Source organism: Lysobacter sp. Soil_C_15 (assembly GCF_057657315.1).
Window position 1 is genome coordinate 222912 of record NZ_JBDGIR010000006.1, and the last position, 25449, is coordinate 248360.

Annotated in this window: 26 protein-coding genes; 18 read left to right on the forward strand and 8 right to left on the reverse strand. The window is 71.1% G+C overall.

The window, feature by feature from the left end; translation table 11 throughout:
- The first annotated feature begins 358 nt into the window (after positions 1-358).
- The 6 genes from AC3A57_RS15770 (at position 359) to AC3A57_RS15795 (ending at position 4703) form a co-directional block, all read left to right on the forward strand.
- A complete protein-coding gene (locus AC3A57_RS15770; RefSeq protein ID WP_487579785.1) occupies positions 359-1147 on the forward strand; it encodes an ABC transporter ATP-binding protein in 789 nt (262 codons plus the stop codon).
- Positions 1147-1896 carry an MlaE family lipid ABC transporter permease subunit gene (locus AC3A57_RS15775; RefSeq protein WP_487579786.1) on the forward strand — a complete coding sequence of 250 codons (750 nt, stop codon included), beginning with the start codon at positions 1147-1149 and terminating at the stop codon, positions 1894-1896. Before AC3A57_RS15770 ends, AC3A57_RS15775 begins: the two co-directional genes overlap by 1 nt.
- Positions 1897-1907: 11 nt before the next feature.
- Entirely contained in the window at positions 1908-2471 is a 564-nt protein-coding gene (mlaD, locus tag AC3A57_RS15780) for an outer membrane lipid asymmetry maintenance protein MlaD (RefSeq protein ID WP_221670745.1), read from the forward strand.
- The gene (locus AC3A57_RS15785) at positions 2468-3130 is read left to right on the forward strand and encodes an MlaC/ttg2D family ABC transporter substrate-binding protein (RefSeq protein ID WP_487579787.1); all 663 of its coding nucleotides are present in this window, start codon (positions 2468-2470) and stop codon (positions 3128-3130) included. The genes mlaD and AC3A57_RS15785 overlap by 4 nt, the downstream gene beginning before the upstream one ends.
- Before the next feature lie 2 nt (positions 3131-3132).
- Positions 3133-3420 carry an STAS domain-containing protein gene (locus AC3A57_RS15790; RefSeq protein ID WP_487579788.1) on the forward strand — a complete coding sequence of 96 codons (288 nt, stop codon included), beginning with the start codon at positions 3133-3135 and terminating at the stop codon, positions 3418-3420.
- Positions 3421-3557: 137 nt separating this feature from the next.
- Positions 3558-4703: an MlaA family lipoprotein gene (locus AC3A57_RS15795; RefSeq protein WP_487579884.1), complete on the forward strand. Its 1146-nt coding sequence runs from the start codon at positions 3558-3560 to the stop codon at positions 4701-4703.
- A 240-nt stretch (positions 4704-4943) separates the two neighbouring features.
- On the opposite strand, the gene AC3A57_RS15800 is transcribed toward AC3A57_RS15795, so the two are convergent.
- Both AC3A57_RS15800 and AC3A57_RS15805 read right to left on the reverse strand, forming a co-directional pair.
- A complete protein-coding gene (locus AC3A57_RS15800) occupies positions 4944-6539 on the reverse strand; it encodes a DNA recombination protein RmuC (RefSeq protein WP_487579789.1) in 1596 nt (531 codons plus the stop codon).
- A gap of 193 nt (positions 6540-6732) precedes the next feature.
- Positions 6733-7725, reverse strand: coding sequence for a LysR family transcriptional regulator (locus AC3A57_RS15805; protein WP_487579790.1), 993 nt, complete (start codon positions 7723-7725; stop codon positions 6733-6735).
- Positions 7726-7818: 93 nt separating this feature from the next.
- On the opposite strand from AC3A57_RS15805, the gene AC3A57_RS15810 reads away from it, so the two are divergent.
- The 3 genes from AC3A57_RS15810 to AC3A57_RS15820 all read left to right on the forward strand — a co-directional run bounded on the left by AC3A57_RS15810 (position 7819) and on the right by AC3A57_RS15820 (position 9810).
- A complete protein-coding gene (locus tag AC3A57_RS15810) occupies positions 7819-8757 on the forward strand; it encodes a DMT family transporter (protein WP_487579791.1) in 939 nt (312 codons plus the stop codon).
- A gap of 232 nt (positions 8758-8989) precedes the next feature.
- Positions 8990-9313 (forward strand): hypothetical protein, encoded by a 324-nt coding sequence (locus AC3A57_RS15815; RefSeq protein ID WP_487579792.1) that lies wholly within the window; start codon positions 8990-8992, stop codon positions 9311-9313.
- A gap of 95 nt (positions 9314-9408) precedes the next feature.
- Positions 9409-9810, forward strand: coding sequence for a hypothetical protein (locus AC3A57_RS15820; protein WP_487579793.1), 402 nt, complete (start codon positions 9409-9411; stop codon positions 9808-9810).
- A gap of 38 nt (positions 9811-9848) precedes the next feature.
- Here AC3A57_RS15820 and AC3A57_RS15825 read toward each other — a convergent pair whose 3' ends face one another.
- Positions 9849-11018, reverse strand: coding sequence for a class I SAM-dependent rRNA methyltransferase (locus AC3A57_RS15825; protein WP_221670735.1), 1170 nt, complete (start codon positions 11016-11018; stop codon positions 9849-9851).
- Between the two features lie 136 nt (positions 11019-11154).
- On the opposite strand from AC3A57_RS15825, the gene AC3A57_RS15830 reads away from it, so the two are divergent.
- The 3 genes from AC3A57_RS15830 to AC3A57_RS15840 all read left to right on the forward strand — a co-directional run bounded on the left by AC3A57_RS15830 (position 11155) and on the right by AC3A57_RS15840 (position 13288).
- On the forward strand, positions 11155-11937 hold the full coding sequence (locus AC3A57_RS15830) for a rhomboid family intramembrane serine protease (protein WP_487579794.1): 783 nt from the start codon (positions 11155-11157) through the stop codon (positions 11935-11937).
- Between the two features lie 227 nt (positions 11938-12164).
- Positions 12165-12533, forward strand: coding sequence for a hypothetical protein (locus tag AC3A57_RS15835; protein WP_487579795.1), 369 nt, complete (start codon positions 12165-12167; stop codon positions 12531-12533).
- Positions 12530-13288 carry a transporter gene (locus AC3A57_RS15840; RefSeq protein ID WP_487579796.1) on the forward strand — a complete coding sequence of 253 codons (759 nt, stop codon included), beginning with the start codon at positions 12530-12532 and terminating at the stop codon, positions 13286-13288. The genes AC3A57_RS15835 and AC3A57_RS15840 overlap by 4 nt, the downstream gene beginning before the upstream one ends.
- Here the strand turns inward: AC3A57_RS15840 and AC3A57_RS15845 are convergent.
- Positions 13250-14164, reverse strand: a complete 915-nt coding sequence (locus AC3A57_RS15845; RefSeq protein WP_487579797.1) for a hypothetical protein — start codon at positions 14162-14164, stop codon at positions 13250-13252. The genes AC3A57_RS15840 and AC3A57_RS15845 overlap by 39 nt on opposite strands.
- A gap of 397 nt (positions 14165-14561) precedes the next feature.
- On the opposite strand from AC3A57_RS15845, the gene AC3A57_RS15850 reads away from it, so the two are divergent.
- The 3 genes from AC3A57_RS15850 to AC3A57_RS15860 are packed head-to-tail and all read left to right on the forward strand — an operon-like array spanning position 14562 to position 17636.
- Positions 14562-16277 (forward strand): M28 family metallopeptidase, encoded by a 1716-nt coding sequence (locus tag AC3A57_RS15850; RefSeq protein ID WP_487579798.1) that lies wholly within the window; start codon positions 14562-14564, stop codon positions 16275-16277.
- Positions 16278-16330: 53 nt separating this feature from the next.
- Positions 16331-17062 (forward strand): aspartate/glutamate racemase family protein, encoded by a 732-nt coding sequence (locus AC3A57_RS15855; protein ID WP_487579885.1) that lies wholly within the window; start codon positions 16331-16333, stop codon positions 17060-17062.
- A 55-nt stretch (positions 17063-17117) separates the two neighbouring features.
- Positions 17118-17636 (forward strand): cytochrome c oxidase assembly factor Coa1 family protein, encoded by a 519-nt coding sequence (locus AC3A57_RS15860; RefSeq protein ID WP_487579799.1) that lies wholly within the window; start codon positions 17118-17120, stop codon positions 17634-17636.
- 7 nt (positions 17637-17643) lie between these two features.
- Here the strand turns inward: AC3A57_RS15860 and AC3A57_RS15865 are convergent, their stop codons facing one another.
- The gene (locus AC3A57_RS15865; protein WP_487579800.1) at positions 17644-18120 is read right to left on the reverse strand and encodes an Lrp/AsnC family transcriptional regulator; all 477 of its coding nucleotides are present in this window, start codon (positions 18118-18120) and stop codon (positions 17644-17646) included.
- 132 nt (positions 18121-18252) lie between these two features.
- Between AC3A57_RS15865 and phhA the strand changes: the two genes are divergently transcribed.
- Entirely contained in the window at positions 18253-19152 is a 900-nt protein-coding gene (gene phhA, locus AC3A57_RS15870; RefSeq protein ID WP_221670726.1) for a phenylalanine 4-monooxygenase, read from the forward strand.
- 61 nt (positions 19153-19213) lie between these two features.
- On the opposite strand, the gene AC3A57_RS15875 is transcribed toward phhA, so the two are convergent.
- From AC3A57_RS15875 to AC3A57_RS15885, 3 genes are all read right to left on the reverse strand, one after another.
- The gene (locus AC3A57_RS15875; protein WP_487579801.1) at positions 19214-20602 is read right to left on the reverse strand and encodes an FAD/NAD(P)-binding protein; all 1389 of its coding nucleotides are present in this window, start codon (positions 20600-20602) and stop codon (positions 19214-19216) included.
- Positions 20603-21092: 490 nt separating this feature from the next.
- Positions 21093-22469, reverse strand: a complete 1377-nt coding sequence (locus AC3A57_RS15880) for an alpha/beta hydrolase family protein (protein ID WP_487579802.1) — start codon at positions 22467-22469, stop codon at positions 21093-21095.
- Positions 22470-22605: 136 nt separating this feature from the next.
- On the reverse strand, positions 22606-23322 hold the full coding sequence (locus tag AC3A57_RS15885) for a DUF2306 domain-containing protein (protein ID WP_487579803.1): 717 nt from the start codon (positions 23320-23322) through the stop codon (positions 22606-22608).
- Positions 23323-23358: 36 nt separating this feature from the next.
- On the opposite strand from AC3A57_RS15885, the gene AC3A57_RS15890 reads away from it, so the two are divergent.
- Positions 23359-24642: a sensor histidine kinase gene (locus tag AC3A57_RS15890; protein WP_487579804.1), complete on the forward strand. Its 1284-nt coding sequence runs from the start codon at positions 23359-23361 to the stop codon at positions 24640-24642.
- Complete coding sequence (locus tag AC3A57_RS15895; RefSeq protein ID WP_221670722.1) at positions 24639-25292, forward strand: response regulator; 654 nt, start codon at positions 24639-24641, stop codon at positions 25290-25292. Before AC3A57_RS15890 ends, AC3A57_RS15895 begins: the two co-directional genes overlap by 4 nt.
- Positions 25293-25449: the final 157 nt, after the last annotated feature.

Consider the following 25449-nt stretch of genomic DNA (forward strand, 5'->3'; position numbering starts at 1 on the left):
TGGGGGCCGGGTTGCGATGGCATCGCCGCATCTGGAAGCACCACGTTGCCGTTCCCCCTTCGCACCGCTTTGCTGTTCCCCCCTTTGAAAACGGGGGCAGGGGGATTTGCTGTTGCTCTACCACAGCCACCGGCGGCTTCCCGCCCAGCACACTTAAAGCCCTCTTAATCGCCCCAGGCCACGCTGACGTCGCGGCCGTCGAACGCTCCATTCCGCCGCCGCCGCGAGACCGGCCGGCGAACCTGCGACAATGGCGCGCTCCACCCCGGTTCAGCCTGGTTCGGCCAAGCTGCGCCGTTTTGCAGTGCGCTCCGCCCGTCGATCCCACCGCCTTCACCGCAGGACCCGCCCCGCGCGCATGACGACCGAACCGCCCATCGTCCGCCTGACCGACCTCCGCCTGGATCGCGGCGGGCGCAGCGTGCTGAGCGGGATCAACCTGTCGGTGCCGCGCGGCGCCATCGTCGCCGTGCTCGGCCCCTCCGGCAGCGGCAAGTCGACCCTGCTGTCGGCGCTGACCGGCGAACTGGCCCCGGCCGCCGGCCGGGTCGAGGTGTTCGGGCGCGAGGTGCCGCGCCGCTCGCGCGAACTGCTGGAGCTGCGCAAGGGCATCGGCGTGCTGCTGCAGGGCAATGGCCTGCTGACCGACCTGACCGCGGCCGAGAACGTGGCCCTGCCGCTGCGCGCCCATACCCGCCTGCCGAACCCGCTGATCCGTCGCCTGGTGCTGATGAAGCTGCATGCGGTCGGCCTGGGCGCCGCCGCCGACGTGTTCCCGCGCGAGCTGTCCGGCGGCATGGCGCGCCGGGTCGCGCTGGCCCGCGCGCTGGCGCTGGACCCGCCGCTGATGATCTACGACGAGCCGCTGACCGGCCTGGACCCGATCGCCTCGGGCGTGGTCATGAGCCTGGTGCGCCGGCTCAACGACACCCTCGGCCTGACCAGCATCGTGGTCACCCACCACGTCCACGAAACCCTGCCGATCGCCGACCATGCGATCGTCATCGCCAACGGCGGCATCGTGTTCTCCGGCACCCCGGCCGAGCTGGAGCGCAGCGACGACCCGCTGGTGCGCCAGTTCCTGCGCGGCGAGCCGGACGGCCCGATCGGCTTCGACGCCGCGCCGCGCCAATCGGAGGTTGCCTGATGCCCTTCATCGCCGCGACCCGCTCGCTGGGCCGTGCCGGCCTGTTCTCGCTGTCGGTGCTGCGCGCGTCCAAGCCGAGCCTCGACTTTTTCCGCGAGCTGATCCGCGAGATCTACAAGATCGGCGCACGTTCGCTTCCGATCATCGCCGTTGGCGGCGCGTTCGTCGGACTTTCGGTGACGCTGCTGGGCTACCGGGCGCTCGACACCTACGGCGCCGCCAACCAGGTCAGCGCCATGCTCGGCCTGGGCCTGTACCGCGAACTGGGCCCGGTGCTGACCGCGCTGCTGTTCATCGGCCGCGCCGGCAGCTCGATCGCCGCCGAACTGGGCCTGATGCGCGCCACCGACCAGATCACCGCGCTGGGCCTGATGGCGATCGACCCGGTCGGCAAGGCGGTGGCGCCGCGCTTCTGGGCCGCGGTGCTCTGTGTGCCGCTGCTGACCGGTTTCTTCTGCAGCCTGGCGATCTGCGCCAGCTACTTCGAGTCGGTGCACGTGATCGGCCTGGAGGCCGGCACGTTCTGGCAGGTGCTCAAGGACAGCGTCGACTTCTTCGACGATTTCCTGATGGCGTTCGTGAAGTCGGCGGTGTTCGGCGCCACTGCGGCGCTGGTCGCGGCCTATGTGGGTTACCACGCCGAGCCGACCATCGAGGGCACCTCGGTGGCGACCACCCGCGCGGTGGTCAACGCCTCGCTGCTGGTGCTGATGTTCAACTTCGTGATGTCGGCGTTCTTGTTCAAGTAAAGGTGACCTCCATGTCCGTCCGCAGTCCCCGCATCGAATTCGCCGTCGGCGCCTTCCTGCTGCTCGCCCTGGGCTCGCTGCTGGTGCTGGCGATCGCCTCCACCAACGGCAAGTTCGGCTTCGGCGGCGACAGCTACGAGATCAAGGCCCGCTTCACCGCGATCGGCGCGCTGCGCCCGAACGCACCGGTCAAGATCGGCGGCGTCACCGTCGGCCAGGTCGCCGACATCTCGCTGGACCCGGTCAAGTACAACTCGATCGTCACCCTGGCGATCAACAAGCGCTACGACAAGCTGTCGGCCGACACCGCCGCCGGCATCTTCACCAGCGGCCTGCTCGGCGAGAGCTATATCGGCCTGACCCCGGGCGGCGACCCGGAAAACCTCAAGCCCGGCGACGAGATCTACCTGACCCAGCCGGCGATCGACCTCATTCAGCTGGTCGGCAAGTACATGTTCAGCGGCGGTGGCGCACAAGGCGGCAATGCGGGCGGCGAAGCCAAGCCCGCCGACGCCGGCGTCCCCGACTACCTCCAGGGCGAAGCCGCCCCCACCACGGACGAGACCCAGAAATGAAGCGCTCCCTGATTTCCATCGTCGTCGCCTCGGCCCTGATCGCCGGCGCGCCCAGCCTCGCCTTGGCCCAGGCCACCGCCGCGGCCGGCCAGGCCGTTCCGGCGGCCGGTTCGCCGAGCGCGATGGTGCTGAACAACAGCACCCGCATCCTGTCGACCCTGGAAGCGCGCCGCGCCGAGTTCACCAAGAACCGCGCCGCGCTGAGCCAGTTCATCTCGACCGAGTTCAACCAGGTGTTCGACCGCAACTACGCCGCACGCCTGGTCCTGGGCACGCACGGCCGCGGCGCCTCCGACGGCGACGTCAACGCCTTCGCCGACGCCCTCACCGGCAGCCTGATGCAGCGCTACGGTTCGGCCCTGCTGGACTTCAACACCAAGCTCAAGGTGCGGATCAAGTCCGAGACCCCGCTGCGCGGCGGCGCCATCGTCAAGGTGTCGAGCGAGTTCCTGCGCCAGGGCGGCGAGCCGGTGCCGGTCGACTACCTGCTGCGCAAGAACGGCCAGCAGTGGAAGGTGTTCGACGTGATGGTCGAAGGGGTCAGCTTCGTCCAGACCTTCCGCAATCAGTTCGACGCGCCGCTGAGCCAGAAGCCGATCGCCCAGGTCGCCGCCGAACTCAAGGCCGGCAAGCTGCAGGCCCAGGCCGGCGGCAACTGAGCATGGCCGGCGCCTCCGCCAGCGTGCGCAAGGACGGCGATGCGCTGAGCTTCGCCGGCGCGCTCGACCGCGCCGCGGCGGCGACGCTGTGGCCGCAGGCGCGCGCGCTGGCGCCCGGCGCGCGCCGCTTCGACCTGTCGGCGGTGGCGTCGGTCGACAGCGCCGGCCTGGCGCTGTTGGCGGAACTGGCCTCGCTGGCGCCCGGCGTCGAGGTGATCGGAACGCCGCCCGGCCTGGCCGAGTTGCGCGACGCCTATCGCCTCGACGACGCGCTCGGCTTCGGTCGCTGATCCGGCCGGCGCCTCCCACATCCGTTGCGGTCGCCTTCGCCCGAGGATCGGGCCCTGGCTGCCCCCACCCGTTGTCCTGGAAGACTAGACTGCAACCCATGCGCCCCCACGCACTCACTTTCGCGCTCGGCCTGGCCTTGGCCGCGCTGCCCAGCGTTCCCGCCTTCGCCCAGTCCAGCGCCGTCGCGGCGTCGGCGGCCGAAGTTCCGACCGTAGAACTGGCCGCACCGAACAGCGGCGTCGGCCACGACGCACCAGCCGCTGCGATCGCCGCACCGGCGCCGGTGCAGACCGATTCGGCGCGTGCGCTGGCGATGGCCGGCAGCGCCGCGGTCGCCGCCGGCCAGAGCGTCGCGCAGGCCGAACCGGCGCCTGCAGCGCAGGCCGAGCCCGCCGCGACGGCCGACGTCGAACCCACCGACGCGCCGCCGCCGGCCGCGCCCAGCGCGACCGCGAGCGCGAAGCCGGACGATCAGCGCACCGACGCCGAACGCGATTTCGACGAGATCTACGGGGTGCAGCCGCAGGACTACGATCCGGTCGCCGATCCGACCTTGCCGGCGCCGGCCGCGGTGCCGGGCGCCTACGATCCGTGGGAGCGCTACAACCGCAAGATGCACCGCTTCAACATGGCGGTCGACCGCGGCATCGCCCGGCCGCTGGCGCGCGCCTACAGCAAGGTCGTGCCGCGGCCGATCCGGCTGGGCGTGAGCAACTTCTTCAACAACCTCGGCCAGCCGGTGTCGGCGCTCAACGCGCTGCTGCAGGGCAAGCCCAAGCAGGCGGCGCAGTCGCTGGGCCGCTTCGCTCTCAACACCACCCTGGGCATCGGCGGCATCTTCGATCCGGCCAGCGACGCCAAGCTGCCCAACCGCAGCGAGGACTTCGGCCAGACCCTGGGCGTGTGGGGCTGGAAGCGTTCGCGCTACGTCGAACTGCCGCTGTTCGGCCCGCGCACCGTGCGCGATTCGTTCGGCGCCCTCGGCGACGCCCCGCTGAGCCCGCTGCGCCAGGTCGAGCGCGACCGCATCCGGATTCCGCTGCAGGGCCTGCAGCTGGTCGACGTGCGCGCCCAACTGCTGCCGCTGGACAGCCTGCGCGACGGCGCCGAGGACGAGTACGCCCTGGTCCGCGATTCCTGGATGCAGCGCCGCGATTACCAGATCTTCGGCGACCGCATGGACAAGAACGGCGACAGCCAGCTGCCCGAGTACCTGCAGGACGACAGCAACCCCAGCGTCCCCGCCGACGCGATGCCGGTGATGCCGACCGACGGCGGCTGAGCGGCATCGGCGCGACGAACAGCGAAAGCGAAAGCGAAACGGCCCGGAGCGATCCGGGCCGTTTTTCGTTGCGCTCTTGCCTCTGTAGGAGCGGCGTGAGCCGCGACCACCGAAGCAGTGTACGCAAGCGCGCGCGCCGAAGTCCGGGCCATCGGGCTGGCTAGGGGGAGACGTCGCTTCGGAAGGCGGCGTGGTATCGCACCGCTGCGGTGGTCGCGGCTTACGCCGCTCCTACAAGGGCTAGGCTTCGCCGGTCGGCGGCGGCAGGCCAGCGGCGCCTTCGATCGGTTGCGGGCCGTCGCTGGGCGGGCTATCGCTGGGCAGGCCGTCGCCGAACGCGTCGCCGGCAGACGCATCGCCGTCGGCCGACAGCTCGACCAGGGCCGCCGGCAGGGCCCGGTTCGGCTTCACCCCCAGCTCGCGCAGCATCTCGGCCTGGCGGATCACGTTGCCCTTGTTCAACGCCAGCTTGCCGTGCGCCGCGTCGAAACTGGTCTTGGCCTGTTCGATGCGCTCGCCGACCTTCTCCAGGTCGGCGACGAAGGCGCACAGGCGGTCGTACAACTGCGCGCCGCGCTTGGCGATCTCCTGCGCATTGCGGTTCTGCGCCTCCTGCCGCCACAGGTGCTTGACCGTGCGCAGCACGAACAGCAGCGTGGACGGACTGACCATCAGCACGTTGCGCTCCCAGCCCTCCATGAACAAACCGCGGTCGTTGGCGACCGCGAGCATGAAGGCCGGCTCGATCGGCACGAACATCAGCACGAAATCCAGCGAGCGCAGGCCGTACAGCTCTTGATAGCGCTTGTCCGACAGCCCGCGCATGTGCTGGCGCATCGACTCGATGTGCCGCTTCAGCGCGCGCGCGCGGTCGTCCTCGCTCTCGGCGCTGACGAACTGCTCGTACGCGACCAGCGACAGCTTCGCGTCGACGATCAGGTGGCGGTCTTCGGGCAGGTGCACGGTCACGTCCGGGCGGCGCTCGCCATCCTCAGTGCCGTGGCTTTCCTGCACGTCGTATTCCTCGCCCTTGCGCAGGCCGGCCGATTCCAGCACCCGCTCCAGGATCAGCTCGCCCCAGGCGCCCTGGGTCTTGCTCGAGCCCTTGAGCGCGGTGGTCAGGTTCTTGGCGTCCTCGCTCAGCGACTGGTTCAGCGCCATCAGCTGGCGCACCTGCTCGCCCAGCGCGGTGCGATCGCGGGTCTCCTGGTCGTAAACGGTCTCGACCCTGGCCTGGAACTCGGTGAGCTTGTGCTGCAGCGGATCGAGCAACTGGCCCAGGTGGCTGCGGTTCTGCTCGGTGAAGCGCTTGCTCTTCTCTTCCAGGATGTCGTTGGCCAGGTTCTTGAACTGGACCGACAAGTCCTCGCGCACTTCGCGCAGTTGGGCGATCTTCTCCTGCGCCTGGCGCCGCTCGGCGTCGAGCTGGGTCGACAGCCGTTCCAGTTCGACCGAGCGTTGCTGCGACTGCGCCGCGATCTCGGCGCGCGAACGCTCCAGCGCGTCGTACTCCAGGCGCAGGCGCTGCAGGCTCTGTTGTTCCTTGTCCAATTCGGCGGCGGTGCGGCCGATGCTCTCGCGCAGGCCGCCGCTTTCGCGGACCAGCGCGTCGCGCTGGTCTTCCAGTTCGTCCACGCGCGCCTGCAGCTCGGGAATGCGCGCGGCGCGCTCGGCCAGCTGGGCGCGTTCGAGCTGGGCCGCGTTCAATTGCGCACCGAGCTCGACGCGCGCGGTTTCCAGCGCGCGCGCGGCGCCGGCGCGGGCCAGCAGCCAGGCCAGGACGGCGCCGATCAGCAGTGCGAACGCGATGGAAACGAGGGCGGCGATGAGGGACATAGGCAAGCTCGGTTAGCAGGGACGGAGCGGGTTAAGCCAGAGGCTTAAGCCCCTCCGTCCCTTCCGCACTGGCGAATTCGAAGTGCGGTGGTTCGCCACTAGTCTAACGAGATGAGTCTCGGCTTCTGAGATGCGCGGCCGACAGCGCAGCGGCGGCGACCCTCGCCGCGTGGGTACTCAGGGACGCAGGGGATCAAGCCACAGGCTTGATCCCCTGCGTCCCTTGCGCCGGCCGGCGCGGCTGCAGCGATGACGCATCGCTCCAGCCGCCGCCGTGCATCCAGGCTTCGACCAGGTGCTCGACGAAGGCGCGCACCTTGGCCGGCACGTAGCGCCGCTCGGGCATCACCGCATGCACGTCCAGGCCGGGCAGCTCCCAGTCCGGCAGCACCTGCACCAGCGCGCCCTCGGCCAACTCGCGCGCGACCGCGAACTCGGGCACGCGCACGATCCCGGCGCCGGCCAGCGCCGCCGCCTTCAGCGCCAAGCTGGAATTGGCGTCCAGGCGCGCACCCAGGGCCACCCGTACCACCTCGCCGGCGCGGGCGAAGCTCCAGGTGCGGCCGCTGGCGGACAGGGTGAAGTGCAGGCAGTCGTAGCTGCCCAGTTCGTCCGGGCGCTGCGGCCGGCCGGCGCGCTCCAGGTAGGCCGGCGCAGCGCAGACCAGCACCCGGCTGTAGGCGATGGTGCGCGCAACCAGGCTGGAGGCTTCCAACCGGCCCAGGCGGATCGCCAGGTCGAAGCTGCCCTGGACCAGGTCGTGCTCGCGGTCGTCGAGCTGCAGGTCCAGGTCGACCTGCGGGTAGCGGGCCAGGAACCCGGCCAGCCACGGCGCCACGTGCAGGGCGCCGAAGGTCATCGGCGCCGACACCCGCAGCCGACCCTGCGGCGCGGCGTGGGTGCCGGCGACCGCGTCCTCGGCCGCGCGCGCCTCGGCGAAGGCGCCCTGGGCATGGCGCAGATAGGCCTGCCCGGCTTCGGTCAGGCTCAGCCGGCGGGTGGTCCGGTGCAGCAACTGGGCGCCGAGCCGGCGCTCCAGCGCCGAGACCTGCTTGCTGACCGCGGCCTTGGACAGGCCCAGGGCGTCGGCGGCGCGGACGAAGCTGCCGAGTTCGGCGACGCGGACGAAGGCGAGCAGCCCGGCGAGGTCGGGGACCGGCAGCTTATGGGGCGAGATTGTTGACATAAGGAAACAGTCTAGTCACTTGGAGGCCGATTATCCGCACGCCGCAGACGCCTAATCTGGCCTCCGACCTCACCGCCCCCGCCTCCCGCCGCCATGAACGCCACCGCACTGCGCCTCGTTTTGACCCTGACCGCCGGCAGCCTGGTCGGCGCCATCTTCGTGCTGAGCAAGCTGCTGCTGAGCCAGGGACTGAACCCGTTCATCGTTTCCTTCGTGCAGACCGCCGGCGCCGCCGGCCTGATCCTGGCGGTGCTGCGCGGCCGCGGCCAGCGCTTGCCGCTGGACCCGGCCACGCTGCGCTTCTACGCCACCGCCGGCGCGATCGCGGTCGCCGGCTCGGCCCTGCTCGGCAACTGGGTGCTGGCGCGGATCCCGGCCGGCATCTTCACCGTGGTGGTGACCCTGTCGCCGATGTTCACCTCGCTGTTCAACGCCCTGGTCGAACGCCGCTGGCCGAGCCCGACCGCGCTGGCCGGCACCGCCCTGGGCCTGGTCGGGGTGCTGCTGGTGCTGGCGCCGCGGGCGCAGGCGGTGGAGCCGGAGCAGGCTCTGGCGCTGGGCGCGGCGCTGGGCGTGCCGGTGCTGCTGGCGATCGGCAACGTCTACCGCAGCCGCCGCTGGCCGGCCGGGCTGAGCGCGCCGATGTCCACCGCCGGCACCATGCTGGTCCAGGCCCTGGCGGTGTTGCCGCTGCTGGCCGGCGCCGAGCTGCAAGGCAGCGCGGCCAAGATCGCCGAGGCCTGGCCGCTGCTGCTGGCGATGGTGCTGGTGACCCTGGCCGCCAACGTCGCCGCCGCCGCGCTGCAGCGCATCGCCGACAGCGTCGCCTACAGCCAACTGGGCTACGTGGTCGCGCTGACCGGGGTGATCTGGGGCGCGGTGCTGTTCGACGAACGCCTGGGCTGGAGCTTCATCCCGGCGGTGGCGCTGGTGTTCGCCGGAGTGATCCTGGCCAACCGCCGCGTCGTCGCGGCTCCGGCGGCGGCCCGCACCGCTACCCCGATCGCAGGCGCCGTCACGGCCGCTCGCTGATCCGCTCGCTGAATCCGCTCGCTAAAATCGGCAGGCCACGCCCCCGGCCCGGTGCGCAGTCCGCACCGGGCCGGGGCGTTTTTGTGAGGTCCATAGCAATCCCCGCATCGGCGGTCGCCGACGCCCTTCCGCGGCCGCCGATCGCGGGTATGAAATCGGAGCGGACAGGAGTTCCCCTTCGAGCAAGGCCGGCCGCCGCTCCCCCGGTAGCCGCGACCAGGACGGCCCGCCGATGAATCCGCATGCCCCCAGGCTGTACGCCGACCCGCGCGGCGTCTGGCGCGACGACGGCGCCGGCCGGATCTACGGCGTGCGCTGGAACGAGATCGACGGCGTCGACGCGTACGCGATCGACGCCGACGGGCAACACCAGACCTTCGTCGAACTGGGCACCGCCGCCGGCCAGCGCCTGGAACTGCCGTTCGACTGGCCCGGCTACCGCGAAGTCGCCACCGCGCTCAGCCTGCGCCTGCCGGGGCTGCGCCTGGAGACGCTGTTGAACGCCGACCAGTTGCGTCCGGAAGACCCGCCGGCGGTGCTGTGGTGGCGCGACTGAGCCGATCCGGCGCGACACCGGCGCCGGGTTCTGTCGCAGCCCGGGCTCGGCCCTGGTGCAAAATCGCGCCCTACCGCCACCGCAACGGACCACCGATGAGATCGCCCGCGCTGTTGTTGTCGCTGCTGCTGTCCGCTTCGCCTGCGCTGGCCGCGAACGACGGCCCCGCCGGCGCCATCGCCTCGATCGCCCGCGCGACGGGAATGAGCTACCAGTTCGGCACCCGCTGCGGCTTCGATGCGGACCTGCTGCGCCGGCACAAGAGCAAATTCCAGGCTGAAGCGAACACCGCCAACGCCGCCCTGCCCGCCGGCCAGGCGGTGGACATCGAGGCCGAGTTCCAGATCGGTTTCGACGAAGCCAACCGCTTCTACGACGGGATCAAGGACACCCCGCAGCGCGGGATGATCTGCCAACAGTACGCGCTGCAGATCGAGCAGGCGGTGAAGCATCCCAGCGTGCTGAGCCTGCCCACGCGCGGGATGCGCCCGCGCTAGGGTCGCGTCTTCGCCCAGCTCGTTCCGGTCGGCCGCGCTCAGTCCAGCACGCGGCAGAACACCGCCTTGAGGTAGCGCGACTCCGGCACCTGCGCCAGCCAGGGGTGGTCGGCGCCGGCGCCGGCGACCTTGAGCACCTGCACCGTGCGCCCGGCGTAGAACGCGGCGCGGCGCAGCATGTCCAGGAACTGGTCCTCGGACACCAGGCCGGTGCAGGAGAAGGTCGCGAACAGGCCGCCGGGCTTGACCACGCTCAGCGCCAGCTTGTTCATGTCCAGGTACTTCTTCAGCGCCGCGATCACCTGCTCGCGATCGCGGGTCATCTTGGCCGGGTCCAGGATCACCACGTCGAAGCGCTCGCCGGCGTTACCCAGGTCGCGCAGATAGGGGAAGATATCGGCCTGGACGAACTTGACGTGGGCGCCGTTGAGCTTGGCGTTGCCCTTGGCGATGTTGATCACGTCGGCGTCGATGTCCACGCCGATCACTTCCTCGGCGCCGCGCGCCTTGGCGTAGACGCCGAAGCCGCCGGTGTTGCAGCACAGGTCGAGCACGCGCTTGCCGGCGACCTGCTGCGACAGCCACTCGCGGTTCTCGCGCTGGTCGGCGAAGAAGCCGGTCTTGTGCGCGCCGGCCGGATCGGCGCGGAACTTGATTCCGTACTCGGTGATGATCGCCGGCGGCACCGCTTCGGTGCCGCGGAAGTCGAAGCTTTCCTGCTTCTGCACGTGTTCGTCGGCGAAGGCGTAGAAGCGGCAGCCGGGGAACTGCGCGCGCAGCGCGTCGTAGATCCATTCGCGATGGCGGAACGCGCCGGCGCTGAAGTACTCGACCACCAGCAGGTCGCCGTAACGGTCCACGACCAGGCCGCTGATGCCGTCGCCTTCGCTGTGCACCACGCGCCAGGCGTCGCTGACCTGGTCGAGCTTGAGCACGTCGCGGCGCAGCGACACCGCCGCGGCGATCTTGCGCGCGAACCAGTCGGCGTCGATGGCCACGTCGGGGTCGTTTTCCAGCATGCGCAGGGCGATGCGCGAGTGGCCGTTGTAGAAGCCGCGGCCGATCCAGACGCCGTCGACGCCGACCACGTCGACGATCGCCCCTGGCTTGGGACGCTGGGCGGGCTTGTCGACCAGGCGCTGGAAGATCCAGGGATGGGTGGATTTCCAGGCGTTCTTGAGGCGTACGGTGGGGATTTCGGTAGTCATCCGCCCATTCTACCGGGCCCGGCGCCGCCGGCCCGGCGCGGGCGCGGGCCGATCGGCGTCGCAATCCCGCCTGCGGGACGAAGAAGCCCGCCGCGGCCGGCTTGTTTTGCCCGCCACCGGTGCCAATCTGGTCTCCATGCACCTGCCCACCGACGCCCCGATCCCCGACACCCCGGCCCAGCGCAAGGCCGACCGTGCGCGGCTGCTGCGCGCGCTCAACCTCAGCCTGGGCTTCGTCCTGGTCCTGGTCGCGGTGTTCAGCGCCCAGAGCCTGTTCGACCCGCGCCCGTTCACCGTCCAGCCCTGGTCGGCGGCCGGCCTGCTCGGCCTGCTGACCGCGCCCTTGCTGCACGGTTCGATCGAACACCTGGCGGCGAACGCGACCTCGCTGCTGCTGCTCGGCAGCCTGGCCGGCGCGGTCTACCCGCAGGCGACCGCCCGCGCCCTGCCCTTGCTGTGGCTCGGCTCCGGCCTGGGCGCCTGGCTGCTCGGCGAGCCGGGCAGCTATCACCTCGGCGCCAGCGGCCTCACTCACGGCCTGATGTTCCTGGTCATGACCCTGGGCCTGCTGCGCCGCGACCGGGCCTCGATCGCCGCGGCGATGATCGCCTTCCTGCTCTACGGCGGCATGCTGCTGACCGTGCTGCCGCGCGAGATCGGCGTGTCCTGGCAGGCCCACCTCGGCGGCGCCGTCGCCGGCGTGATCGCCGCCTACGCTTTCCGCCTGCGCGACCCGCTGCCGCCGCGCAAGCGCTACAGCTGGGAAGACGAAGAAGACGCCGAGCTGGTGCCGCTGGACGACGAACTGGAACCGCCCAAGCCGCGCGAAGTGCCGGTGCTGTGGAACCGCCCCGACCCGCGCGACGTGCAGACCGGCACCGTGCTGCGGTTCCCGCCGCGGCGCGAGCCGGAAGAGTAGCGGCGCTCGAACCCATCTCTCCGTAGCAGCGGCGCGAGCCGCGACCAGGGACGCGCGCAACTGCAACGACGCCGTCATCGATCGAAGCTGCGAACCATCTCGCGCCGACCGACGCCGCTGTCGCGGCTGCGCTTCTACGACGGCATCGTCCCGCTGCGCCGCCCGGCGTTCTGCAGTAAGGTCTGCGCACCGCGGGCGCCGCCCGCTCCTGTGACCAAGGTTGCGTCATGCGCCAGTCCCGTATCCTCGCCGCCGTTGCCCTGTTCGCCCTCGCCCCGCTGGCCCACGCCGGCAGCGCTTGCCTGCTGGAAGGGCAGGTGATGGGCCAGCCGGTCAACGAATGCACCCAGACCGAGCAGCCGGTAGCGGAGGAACTGCAGCAGCAGCAGTGCAACGGCAGCGTGCCGGGACTGGCGGAGATGGGCGGTCAGGTGACCGCGCGCCGGGTCGAAAGCTGCCCGGCCGGCGCTGACGGCGTGTGCGAGTCGCCGATGGGCGCGCAGGCGCGGATCCACTACTACAAGCGCAGCCCCGAGCAGATCGCGGCGATCAAGCAGGCCTGCGAGATGCAGCGCGGCCGCTGGGCCGCACCGTGAGGCGTGGCGTCGCCGCGCTCGCCCTGGCCGCGCTGTCGTCGCCGGCGCTGGCGCAGGAATCGGCGCCGTCGTTCGACCGTCCCGGCATTTCGTTTTCCACCGACACCTTGCCGCGCGGCGCCTTCGCCTGGGAGCAGGGCCTGCCGGATTTCGAGCGCGACCGCGACGGCGGCGCGCGACGCACGCTGTACAGCGCCAACACCAATCTGCGCCTGGGCCTGAGCGAGCGGGTCGAACTGCAGCTGTCGGGCTCGCCCTACAACCGGCTGCGCGAACGCGATGCGGACGGGCGCCGCTCGCGTCACGGCGCCGGCGACACCGGCCTGGCGTTGAAGGCGGCGCTGCCGAGCGCGCACGAGCGGTTTTCCTGGGCGCTGCTGGCCGGCGTCGCCGCCGCCAGCGGCGAGCGCGAGTTCAGCAACGGCGCGACCCAGTACACCCTGGGCACCACGCTCGGCTACGACTTCGCCCCCCATCTGTCCGGCGCGCTGTACTTCAACCTCGACCGCAGCGACGGCCTGAACACCTGGACCTGGTCGCCGAGCCTCAGCCTGGCCTTGAACGACCGCACCGCGGTCTATGTCGAAGCCGGCCTGTCGCGCCAGGACCATGCTTCGACCACCTCGGTCGCAGGCGGCGGGGTCACCTGGATGGCGACCCCGCGGGTGCAGCTCGACGCCTCCTTCGACGTCGGCCTGGACCGCGACAGCCCCGATTTAACGGGCGGTATCGGGGCGTCGTTCTACTTCGACTGAGCCGCGCAACGTCGCGGCCGTGCCCAGGCCGGTGGCGATCGCCGCAGCGTAATCCGGCGCCTGCGCGCCGGCCGACTCGTAGGTCCACAGGAAGCCGCCGCCGATGCCGTCGCTGGCCCATTGCGCGTACTGCTGCTGGACCTGGTTCGGGGTCGAATCGGTCGACACGCCGGGAATCACGAAACTGGCCGGGAAACCGGCGCCGAGCTTCTGCCGCAGCGCCTGGATCCAGTCGTCCGGATCGTTGCCCGCGCCGCCGGAATAGCACTGCAGGTTGAAGGCGATGACCAGGCCGGGATCGCTCTTCTCCAGCTCGGCCAGGCAGCCGACCCAGAAGTCGGGGTTGTAGTACGGGCAGAAGGTGACGTGGAAGCCGATCTTGCCGAGCATGCGGCTGAACTCGACGATCAGCTTGGTGTCCTGCATTTCCTCGTCGTCCAGGTCGATCGCCTCGATCGCCGGGAAGGTGTTCTTCAGCGCGACCAGATTCTGGTACAGCGGGTTCTTCTCGCCGGTGCCGTACTCGGCGATCAGCTTGCGGATGTTGCCGTAGTCGCCCACGCCGCCGCCGCCGATCGACAGCCAGACCCGCTCGATGCCGGTCTCGCCCTGGGTCAGCGAATTCACCAGCGGTATCCATTCGGCCGGGCCGACGTACTTGCCGTCGGCGAATATTTCGGTTTCGTTGTAGTACAGATCGCCCTTGAAGGCGTCCGGCGCCGGCGGCGACTTGTCCTGGTAGTGCGGATGGGCCAGCGCCAGGATCGCGGTGTTGAACTTGGAGTTCTTGAGTCCTTCGATGTAGCTCTTGCCGCCGGTCTTGGAAAACAGGCCTTCGCAGTAAGCGGCGACGACGGGCGCGGTAATCGTAGGCATGAGCGACTCCTCGGTGGGGGGGCGTAGGGGTGAACGCGGCGGTTTTCCCGCGCCGGACAGGCCACGGCAACGGATGTCCGGTTCTGGGACGCGCGGCGCCTGCGTGCCGGGCGCGCGGTCGCCCAGCCTATAGATTCGGTGAGCGTGGCGACGGCGACGGCCGCAGCGGACGGCCGCGGCGCGCGCCATGAATGCGTCGGCCCGGCCGCATTCATGCTCGCGCCCGCCGTTGCGACCGCGATCGCAGCGCCGGATTGCGATCGCGGCACAGGTTGTTCCCGGTTCGCACGCAGCGCGGTGGCCGCTGCGGCCGTGGCGGCGCGCGCGCGGCGGTGCTAGCGTCGGCGGCATTCGCGCGCCGCCGGGCGCGCGCCGCTTCGCGACCGTGGGGGATCCGATGCGCCATCCGTTCCGATCCGGCCGGCTGGCCGGCCGTACGTCCCGCTGGGCCTGGGCGGTCGCCTTGTGCCTGTTGGCCGCCTGCCAGCGCGACGCGCCGCCACCGCCGGCGGACGCCTACGATCCCGCCGCCGGCGCCGACGCGCGCCGGATCGAGGCCGATCTGCGCTTTCTCGCCGACGATCTGCTCGAAGGCCGCGAAACCGGCACCCGCGGCTACGATCTCGCCGCGCTGTACGTCGCCCAGCGCCTGCGCGCGATCGGCCTGCGCCCGGCCGGCGACGACGGCGGCTATTTCCAGCGCGTGCCCTTGCTGCGCGCGCAGCGGGTCGATGGCGGCGGCAGCCTGGTGGTGCGCCGACCCGCGGCGACGGTGGCGCTGACCTATCGCGAACAGTTCCTGCCGCAACTCGACTTCGACCGCGCCCAGGCGCGGATCGCGGCGCCGGCGGTGTTCGTCGGCCATGCGGTGCACGCGCCGGAACTCGATTACGACGACTTCGCCGGACTCGAGCTGCGCGGCAAGATCGCAGTGCTGCTGCACGGCGCGCCGGCGCGTTTCGACACCGACCGGCGCGCGTTCTACAGCTCGATGCGGGAAAAGTTCGCCGCCCTGGCCGCGCGCGGCGCGGTCGGCGCAGTGATCGTCTCGACCGAAGACGAAGAGAAACGCCAGCCGTGGGCGCGCGGCGCGCAGAACTGGGCGCGGCCAGGCATGCGCCTGCGCGGCGCCGACGGCCGCGCGATCGACACCTTCCCGCAGTTGCGGGTGATCGCCAACGTGTCCGCCGCGGCCGCGCCGCTGCTGCTCGATGCCGGCGGCCGCAACGCGCAGCAGGTGTTCCGCGATGCGCGCGAGGGCCGCCTGCGCGGCTACGACTTGCCCGGTACGCTGGAGCTGTCGTCGCTGACCCGGATCGCGCCGGCGCAGTCGCGCAACGTGGTCGCGTTGTGGCCCGGCGCCGATCCGGCGCTGGCGCGCGAGCACGTGCTGTTCAGCGCGCATCTCGACCACGTCGGCATCGGCGCGCCGGTGCGCGGCGACGCGATCTACAACGGCGCGCTCGACAACGCCCTGGGCGTGGCGATCCTGCTCGAAGCGGCGCAGCAGCTGGCGCGCGCGCCCTCGCCGCCGCAGCGCTCGCTGCTGTTCCTGGCGGTGACCGGCGAGGAAAAAGGCCTGCTCGGCGCGCAGTGGTATGCGCGCCATCCCAGCGTGGCGGCCGGCTCGATCGTCGCCAACGTCAACATGGACATGCCGGTGCTGCTGACCCCGACCCGCGACGCGATTCCGGTCGGGGTCGAGCATTCCAGCCTGCAGGCGACGGTCGAGCGCGCCGCCGGCGAAGTCGGCCTGCGCCTGAGCCCGGACCCGAATCCGGAAGAAAGCATCTTCATCCGCAGCGACCAGTACGCGTTCATCCGCGCCGGCATTCCGGCGGTGTACCTGACCGGCGGCATCCAGGCGCGCGAGGCCGGCGCCGACGGCCGCGCGGTGCTGGGCGAATTCCTGCGCGAGCGTTACCACCAACCCGGCGACGACGCCTCGCAGCCGATCCAGTACGCCGACGCGGCGCGGCTGGCGCGGCTCAACGCGCGCATCGGCCAGCTGATCGCCGACGATCCGCGAAGGCCGCATTGGAACCGCGGCGATTTCTTCGGCGAGCGCTTCGCCCGGCCGGCTTCCGCCGGCGCCCGCGCGGCCGCGCCCTGAGCGGACGCCGCGCCGGCCATGCGTGACATACTGCGGCGATGACCGCGACCGCGATGAAAACCCTCGGCCTGCTCGGCGGCATGAGCTGGGAATCGACCCTGCCGTACTACCGCCAGATCAACGAAACCGTGCGCGAACGCCTCGGCGGCCTGCATTCGGCGCGGCTGCTGCTGTACAGCGTCGACTTCGCCGAGGTCGAACGCCTGCAACACGCCGGCGACTGGGACGCGGCCGGCGCCCTGCTCGGACGCGCCGCCTGCGGCCTGCGCGACGGCGGCGCGCAGTTGCTGGTGATCTGCACCAACACCATGCACAAGGTCGCCGACGCGGTCGAAGCCGCCTGCGGCCTGCCCTTGCTGCATATCGCCGACCCCACCGGCGCGGCGATCCGCGCCGCCGGGCTGCAGCGCGTCGGCCTGCTCGGCACCCGCTTCACCATGGAGCAGGATTTCTATCGCCAGCGCCTGATCGAGCGCCACGGCCTGGAAGTGATCGTGCCCGACGCCGCCGCGCGCGAACGCGTGCACCGGATCATCTACGACGAGCTGTGCCTGGGCCGGATCCGCGACGAGTCGCGGCGCGAGTACCAGGCCATCATCGCCGGGCTGGTCGCGCAGGGCGCGCAAGGCGTGATCCTGGGCTGCACCGAGATCGGCCTGCTGATCGGCCCGGACGACGTCGCGATCCCGCGCTTCGACACCGCCGACCTGCACGCGCGCGCCGCGGCGCTGGCGGCGATCGGCCAGAACGAAGGGTTCGCCCGGAACCGAGGCGGCATCGGCTGATCGCCGCGCGCGGATGCGGCCACACTCAACCCTGGACAGCGCAAGGAGCCATCGCATGAACGACAGCGCCAACCCCGGCTGGTGGAGCCGGCACTGGAAATGGGCGGTCCCGACCGGCTGCCTGAGCGTGATCCTGTTGGCCGGGCTGATGCTGGGCGCCCTGGTGATGTACGGCCTCGGCGGGCTGGGCGGGCTGATGAAGCCCGGCGAACCCTTCCGCCATGCCGCCGGCCTGGCGCGCCACGATCCGGCGGTGATCGCCGCGCTCGGCAGCCCGGTGGATTCGGGCTGGATGCGCAGCGGCCGCTTCGACATGAACGACGACGGCGGCGAAGTCGATGCGGTGTTCCCGCTGAGCGGGCCCAAGGGCGAGGCGCAGGTGCATCTGCGCGGCGAACGTCGCGACGGCCGCTGGACCTATTCGCGGATCGAGGTCGAACTCGACGACGGCCGCCGCATCGACCTGCTCGCGCCGCCCGCACCGGGCGCATTCCCGCCGCAGGCGCCGGCCGCCGCGCCGCAGGACACCGCCACCGAAGAGCCCGCCCCGGACGCGTCGGCGAGCGGCCCCTGAGCCGCGCTCAGCGTCCCGGCAAGGGCAGGCCGCGGAAGGATTTGACCGTGCGCAGCACCAGGCTGGAATTGATGTCGGCGCCGCCGGCCTGGTTGAGCAGGCGGTCGAGCAGGAAGCGCGAGAGGTGGTCGAGGTCGCGCACCACGATCTGCAGCAGGTAGTCCATGTCGCCGGTCAGGGCATAGCAGGCCACCACCTCGTCCCAGCTGTCGACGAACTCGGCGAACGCCGCCACCGCCTCGCGGTCGTGGCGGCCCAGGCGCACCCGGACGAAGGCCTGCAATCCCAGGCCCAGGCGTTCGGGGTCGACCTCGGCGCGATAGCCGGAGATCACCCCCTCGCGCTCCAGCCGCTGCACCCGGCGCAGGCAGGCCGAGGCCGACAGGTGCACCCGCTCGGCCAGCTCGGCATTGGTCAGGCGGCCTTCGCGCTGCAATTCGGCGAGCAGCACGATGTCGGTACGGTCCAGCTCAATCGCGGCCATTCGGTGCGCCCCCTGGCGATTTGACGCAACGATATTGCGCCAAACCAGCGTATTCGCGCAATAACGCAAGCCTATTGCGCCGGGCCACGGTTACAGTCGTAGCGTCCCTCTCCGGGACGCACGGAGCGTTCCATGGCCAGCCAGCAGCCCACCCCGCAGCGCGTCGAACACCAGCTCACCGACAAGGGCTACGTGCCGGTCTACACGACCGCCGTGGTCGAGCAGCCGTGGGCTTCGTATTCGAGCCAGGACCATGCGGTGTGGGCGCAGTTGTTCGAGCGCCAGCAGCAGGTGCTGGTCGGCCGCGCCAGCGACGAGTTCCTGGCCGCGCAGCGCGCCATGCACATGACCCCGGACCGGATCCCGAAGTTCGACGATCTCAACCGCGTGCTGCGCGCCCACACCGGCTGGGAGCTGGTCGGCGTCGAAGGCCTGCTGCCCGAGCTGACCTTCTTCGATCACCTGGCCAACCGCCGCTTCCCGGTGACCTGGTGGATCCGCCGCGCCGACCAGATCGACTACCTGTCCGAACCGGACCTGTTCCACGACCTGTTCGGCCACGTGCCGCTGCTGATGAACCCGGTGTTCGCCGACTACATGCAGGCCTACGGCCGCGGCGGCGTGAAGGCGCACGGGATCAACCCCGAGGCGCTGGTGCACCTGACCCGGCTGTACTGGTACACGGTCGAATTCGGCCTGATCAAGCAGGCCGACGGCCTGCGCATCTACGGCAGCGGCATCGTCTCGTCGAAGAGCGAATCGATCCACTGCCTGGAATCGAACGCGCCGAACCGGATCGGCTTCGACCTGGAGCGGATCATGCGCACCCGCTACCGCATCGACACCTTCCAGAAGACTTACTTCGTCATCGACAGCTTCGAACAGCTGATGCAGGCGACGACTCCGGACTTCACCCCGATCTACCAACGCCTGGCCCGGCAGGATTCGATCCCGGCCGGCGAGGTGCTGGCCGAGGACCAGGTGTTCAATCGCGGCACCGGCGAGGGCTGGCTGACGGACGGGGACGTCTGAGGGTTCCCAGCGACCCGCGCCGCTCCTACAGGCGACGGCGGCGCGACGTGGCGGCATGGCGTCAGCCGGTCGCGGCCAGCGGCTTGGCGCCGGCGCGCGCGGTCGAGGCGGTCGCGAGCAACTCGCCGGCCAGCTCGCGCGCCGCTTGGCGTAGCTCGGGCACGGCGGTGATCTCCCAGCGCTGCGCGCGCAGCAGCGGCCCGAGCGCGTACAGGCCGCGCACCGCGCTGCCCTTGGCGTCCAGGGCTTCGAAACGATCCGAGGTGCGCAGGCCCAGGCCCAGCGGGTCGGCCGCGATCAGGCCCGACTCGCGCAGATGCGCGATCAAGGGGTGGGTGGTGCGTTCGATGTCGGTGTCCAGGCCGGTGGCGCGGATCAATACGTCGTAACGCTCCTGCAGCAGGGCGTTGTCGCCGCGCTCGCGGATCAGCACTTCGACCGAGTCCGCGCCGCGACGCGCGCGCACCAGCCGGCCGGCGCGGATCCGCAGGCGGCCGTGTTCGCGCAGGCGCAGCAGCTCCTCGGCCAGTTGCGGCGCAATGCGGTGCCGCGCCGCCTCCCAGTACGAGCGCAGGTGACGCAGGAAGCTCGCCCGCTGCGCCAAGGGCATGCCGCGCCAGAAGCCCTGCAGATGCGGGCGCAGGGCGTCGACCAGGCTGCGCCAGTCCTCGACCACCGGCGCCAGGGTGCGCAAGGCGCGCGACAGTTCGCGCGGTGCGTGCGTCTGCAAGGCCTGCAGCACCGCCGGCGGCAAGGCGATCGGCGGCGGCGGATACTCGCCGTGAGCGCGCGGCAGCAAGCCGTGGCGAGACAGGGCGACGATCGGGCCTCGGTGGCCGCGGCGGTGCAGGGTGACGACCACGTCGGCCATGGTCAGGCCGGTGCCGACGATCAACAGCCGCGCGTCCGGGTCGATCGCATCGATCGCGCCGTCCTGCCAGGGCCAGCCCAGATAGCTGGGATGGATCGCCAGGCGCGGCCCGACCCCGGCCAGCGGCTGCGGCGGCAGCGCGCCGACCGCGAGCACGAGCTTGTCGCTGAGGAAGTCGCTGCCGTCGGCGAGGTGGATGCGGAAGCCCGAAGCCGCGCGCTCGACCGCCACCGCTTCCTGGCGGATCTGGTTGAACGCCGCCGCGCTGCCGGCCAGCGCGGTCTGCAACTGCGCATGCAGGTACTCGCCGTACAGCAACCGCGGCAGGTAGCTGCTGCGCGCACGGTCGGTGAGGTTGAGCCAATCGGCGAAGCCGCCGGGTTGATCGGGCGTCGCGCCCAGTTCGCTGGCGCGCACGTTGAGCAGATGCTCCGGCCGCGCCTCGCCATAGGCCACGCCGCGGCCGTAGCTCTCGCCGATGCCGACCAGGCACAGCTCCACGCCCGGCCCGGCCTGTCCGACCAATTCGCGCGCCAAGGCGCTGCCGCTGAAACCCGCTCCGACGATGGTGATGCGCATGCTGCCCCCGGTCGTGTTTGAGGAGGCTTCGTTCTAGTGGATCGCCGACGCGGCTGCGTAAAGCGACGGTTACCGGTTCGTAAATCGGCGCGGACGATGCGGAACCTCGTCATATCGATACGACATGAGCGATGTCGCCGAATTGCAATCGGGGTCGCAATGCGGGATTTTCCTGCGCGAGGGAACGCATCGCCGCACAGCGGCATCGGCACATCGCGCTGAAGTCTCTGGATCCCCGCTTTGGCGGGGACGACGAAGGCACAGCGGCTTGGCATCGCCATCGAAGGCGGACCGGCGCACCGAGGTCCGCGAACCTCCGCTTTGGCGGGGACGACGATCGAAGGCTACGCGGCACCTCCCGCAGCCACCTCGGATATGGCCGGAAGGTCGCCGCGCCTCTGCTACCGTCATCCCCGCCAAGGCGGGGATCCAGGGCTTCATCCAGGCATCGCCGCGCGGTCCGCCGCGCTGCGGGCGACGGACTGAGCGCTCACTTCGGCTGCGCCAACAGCTTGGCCGATCCGTACGGCACATGGTCCAGCTTGCCGCGCTTGATCCAGTCCAACTGCATGCGGAAGTAGCCGTCGGCGACCCGGGTGTGCTGGCGCTCGCCCTTGGCGTCGACGTCGAACTCCAGCATGCCGTGGTCGGCGGCCGGAAACACCGCGGTGGTGATCGGCCGGCCCTCGCCGGCCAGGCCGACCAGGCGCTTCTGGGTTTCGTCCGACGGCGCTTCCAGGTCGGAGCCGCCGACGATCCACAGCTGCGGCGCGCGCAGACCGCGCAACACCGGCATCGGATCGTAGTCCCAGCTGACGTCGACGTCCTGCTTGGCCAGCTCGGCCAGCACTTCGGCGCGGGTCTTGTTGACCACCAGGCCGGTGTATTCGCCCTTCAGCGCCTTCCACCACGGCTGCGCGCCGTACTTGGCGCGCAACGCGTCCAGTTCCTCCCAGCCGCGCTGGCCGTCGCTGGAGGCGATCAGCCCGGTGGCGTCGGAGACTTCGCGCGCCTTGGCCAGGGTGTCGGCGTCGCCGAAGCCGGCCGCGCGCAGGTCCATCGCGACCTGGTCGCGGTCTTCGGCCAGCACGCCGTCGGCCAGGCCGAAGCCGACCACGACGAACTCGGCCTGCGGCTCCTTGCTCGCCGCCAGCGGCGCGACCCAGCCGCCCTGGCTGCCGCCCTGGAAACCGGTGCGGCCGGCGCGCGCGCCGGCCAGGCGCTTGGCCTCGCGCAGCGCCGCCGCGGCGTCGTCGGACAACTGGTAGAAGTTCTGGTTGTACTTCCCGGTCGAACCACCGGTGCCGCGCTTGTCGTAAACGAACACGCCGACGCCGTTGGCCGGGAACAGGTTCTGCAGGTGGTACAGGTCGACGCCGGAGTAGTTCTCCGAGCCGTGCACCAGCACCACCAGCGGCACCTTGTCGCGGCCTTCCGGCAGCACCAGGCGGCCGCGCAGCTCGACGCCGTTGCCCTGGAAACGGGTCTCGCGGACGTCGAAGCGCAGCTTCTGGCCGGCGTGGCCGGCATAGCGGATCTGGCCCTGCGCGCAGTCGCCGAACGACACCGAGACGCCGTCGGCCTGGTCGGTCCAGCCGCGGGTGCTGGTCCAGGCGCCGTCGCGCTGGGTCAGCTTGCCGGTGCGGCCGTCCATCAGGCGCCAGCGCAGCGTGCCGGGCGTGGCGACCGCGCCGATGTCGACCACGCGGCCGTCGTCCAGGCGGTAAGCGCCGGCATGGCAACGCACCGGATCGGCGGCCGGGGCCGGTTCCGCGGCATGGGTCGCGCCGACGCCGGCGATCAGGGCCAGGGCCAACGCGGTGCGGCGGAAGACGGCGGAACGGGGCAGGGGGCGGGCGTTGGGCATGATCGGATTCCGCTAAGAGTTATCCGATCTGATGCGCGCTTGCGGCGCGCGGTTGCAATGCGAAAGGCATGCCGACGCTCAACCGGCGACACTTTCTTTTTCGCCGCGACTGTGATCCTTGCGCCTGCGTCGCAGTTCAACCGATCTGTGCCGGCGCTGGCGCGCCCACGCTCGCCGGCTGCGGCGCGCGCCAGCGGCGGTCGAACCAGAGCTTGGCGCCGATCGCGACCAGCAGCGGGCCGAACCAGGCCGCGTAGTGCAGGGCCGCCCCATCGATCGCCGGAAACAGGCGCGGCAGGCCGATGCCGAGGAAGGCGATATGGGTGGCGATGCCGTTGCCGATCATCGCGGTGTAGTGCTCGATCAGCCACCAGCGCGGGCGCGCGGCCAGGCGCTCGCGGCGCAGGCGCTTGAGCAGCAGGTCGGCGCCGATGAACAAGCCGATGCTGGAAAAGCCGGTCAGCAGCGGCGCGCCGATGCGCAGGCCCAGCGCCAGGATCGCCGCGCCCGACAGCAGCGACAACCCGGCCAGGGCCACGTACACCGGCCCGGTGTAGCGGCGCACGTCGCGCTTGTCGGCGATCGCGCGCCAGCCGGTCCACACCCCGGTAGCGGTGATCACCAGCAGATAGCCGAGAAAGGCGCCGGTGACCGGATGGCCTTGTTCGAGCTTGTAAGCCGCCATCGGCACGCCGGTGATCAGGATCCCGGTCATCGCCAAAAGGAAAATCCGCCCGGCGCGGCGGTGCAGGGGGCTGCCCTTGCGCGCCAGGCCGGCGCTCCAGAACCCGATCAGCGCGACCACGCCGACGGCGATGTGCAGGGTCTTGATCCAATCGTAGGCGGACAACATGGCGGCGGCTCCGGTAGGGCGCCCGCGGTGAAAGTGATGGGCGCCGGACCATGCTGCGTCGCGGCCGGCGCCGGCACAGGGGCCAGGAGTCGTCGATCGACCCTGCCGGAAGTCACTTTCTGCTGCGCGGCCATTGCCTGCGCGCGGCGCCGCGCGCAGCATCCGGCCATGTCCGGCCGCCTGCGCTCGTTGCTGCAACCGCTGAACCTGCCCGCCGTGCTGACCTGGCTGGCGGTGCTGTTGTCGCTGCGCTACGACGACGATGCCGAGCGCGCCGCGCAATGGCTGGCGATGGCGCTGTTCCTGGCCTGCTTCCTCGGCCACGACCTGCTGCCGCCGTCGCGGCCGAGCTGGCGCGCGTGGCTGTTCGTGCCGGAATGCCTGAGCGCGCTGGCGGTGGTCTGGCTGGCGCCGGCCGGCGGCGCCGCGCCGGCACTGCTGGTGATCGTCGCCGCGCACCTGGCCATGGCCCTGCCGCCGCGGCCGGTGCTGGCGATCGCGTTGCTGCTCAACTTGGCCCTGTACCTGATCCTGCGCCAGGCCGGCCACGGCGCGCCGTTCATCGTCACCCTGATCTTCGCCGGCTTCCAGAGCTTCGCCGCGCTGGTCGCGCATTACGCGCGCAGCGCCGAGCAGACCCGCGACCGCCTGGCCCTGGTCAACGCCGATCTGCTCGCCACCCGCGCCCTGCTGGCCGACAGCGCGCGCGATGCCGAACGCCTGCGGGTCGCGCGCGAGCTGCACGACGTAGCCGGGCACAAGCTCACCGCGATGACCCTGAACCTACGCGCGCTCGCCGCCGAACCCGGGCTCGGCCAGCGCCGCGAGGTGCAACTGGCCCAGCAACTGGCGGTCGAACTGCTCGGCGATATCCGCAACGTGGTCCAGGCCCTGCGCGACGCGCGCGGGCTGGACCTGGCCACCGCGCTGCGCGCGCTGGCCGCGCCGCTGCCGCGGCCGGTGCTGGACCTGGACATCGACCCGCGCCTGCACCTGACCGATCCGGCCCTGGCCGAGGCTCTGTTGCGGCTGGTGCAGGAAGCGCTGACCAACAGCGCGCGCCATGCCGAGGCCGAGCGGGTGCGGGTCGAGGTCCGGGCCGAACCCGGTCGCTTGCGAGTGTCGATCGAGGACGACGGCCGGGTCCGCGGCGCGCTGCGCGAAGGCAACGGCCTGACCGGCATGCGCGAACGCATCGCCGCGCTCGGCGGCCGCCTGCAGCTGGCTGCCAATGCGCGCGGGGCGCTGCGGATCGAGGCGGAGCTTCCCACCTCGGAGCGGCCCACATTGGAGCGGCCCACATCGGAACGGCCGGCATGAGCGCCGCGACCGCACCGCGCGCGCCGATCCGGCTCGCCCTGGCCGACGACCAGACCCTGGTCCGCGCCGGCCTGCGCGCCCTGCTCGAGCGGCTGGGCCTGCAGATCGCGTTCGAGGCCGACGACGGACAGGCCTTGCTCGACCGCCTCGCCGACACCTCCGTCGATGTGATCCTCAGCGACATCCGCATGCCTGGCCTGGACGGCATCGACGCCCTGTTGCGCCTGCGCGAGCGCGGCGACGCCACGCCGGTGTTGCTGCTGACCACCTTCGACGACAGCGAGCTGCTGTTGCGCGCGACCGAAGCCGGCGCCCAGGGCTTTTTGCTCAAGGACGCCGCCCCGGAAGACCTGCGCGACGCCATCGCCCGGGTCGCCGCCGGCGAGACCCTGCTGCAACCGGTCAGCACCGAGCCGGTGCGCGCGCGCTACCGCTACCACGCCGACGACGCCCCGCGCGCGCTGTTCACCGAACGCGAGGTCTCGGTGCTGCGGTTGATGGCCGGCGGCTACTCCAACAAGGAAATCGCCCGCGCCATGTTCCTGGCCGAAGGCACGGTCAAGAACTACGTCTCGACGATCCTGGAAAAGCTCGACACCCGCGACCGCACCCGGGCGGTGCTGAAGGCGATCACCTTGCGGGTGATTTGATGTTGGGGATTGTGGACTCGGGACCCGCAGGAGCATGCCCCGCCTGTAGGAGCGGCGCAAGCCGCGACCGGGGATGCGCAGACAACCGGCTTTCGTCGCCGCTCACCGAAGCCGTTGCCGCCGTGCTGCCCATGCGCGGTGGATCGGCCGCGTCGTT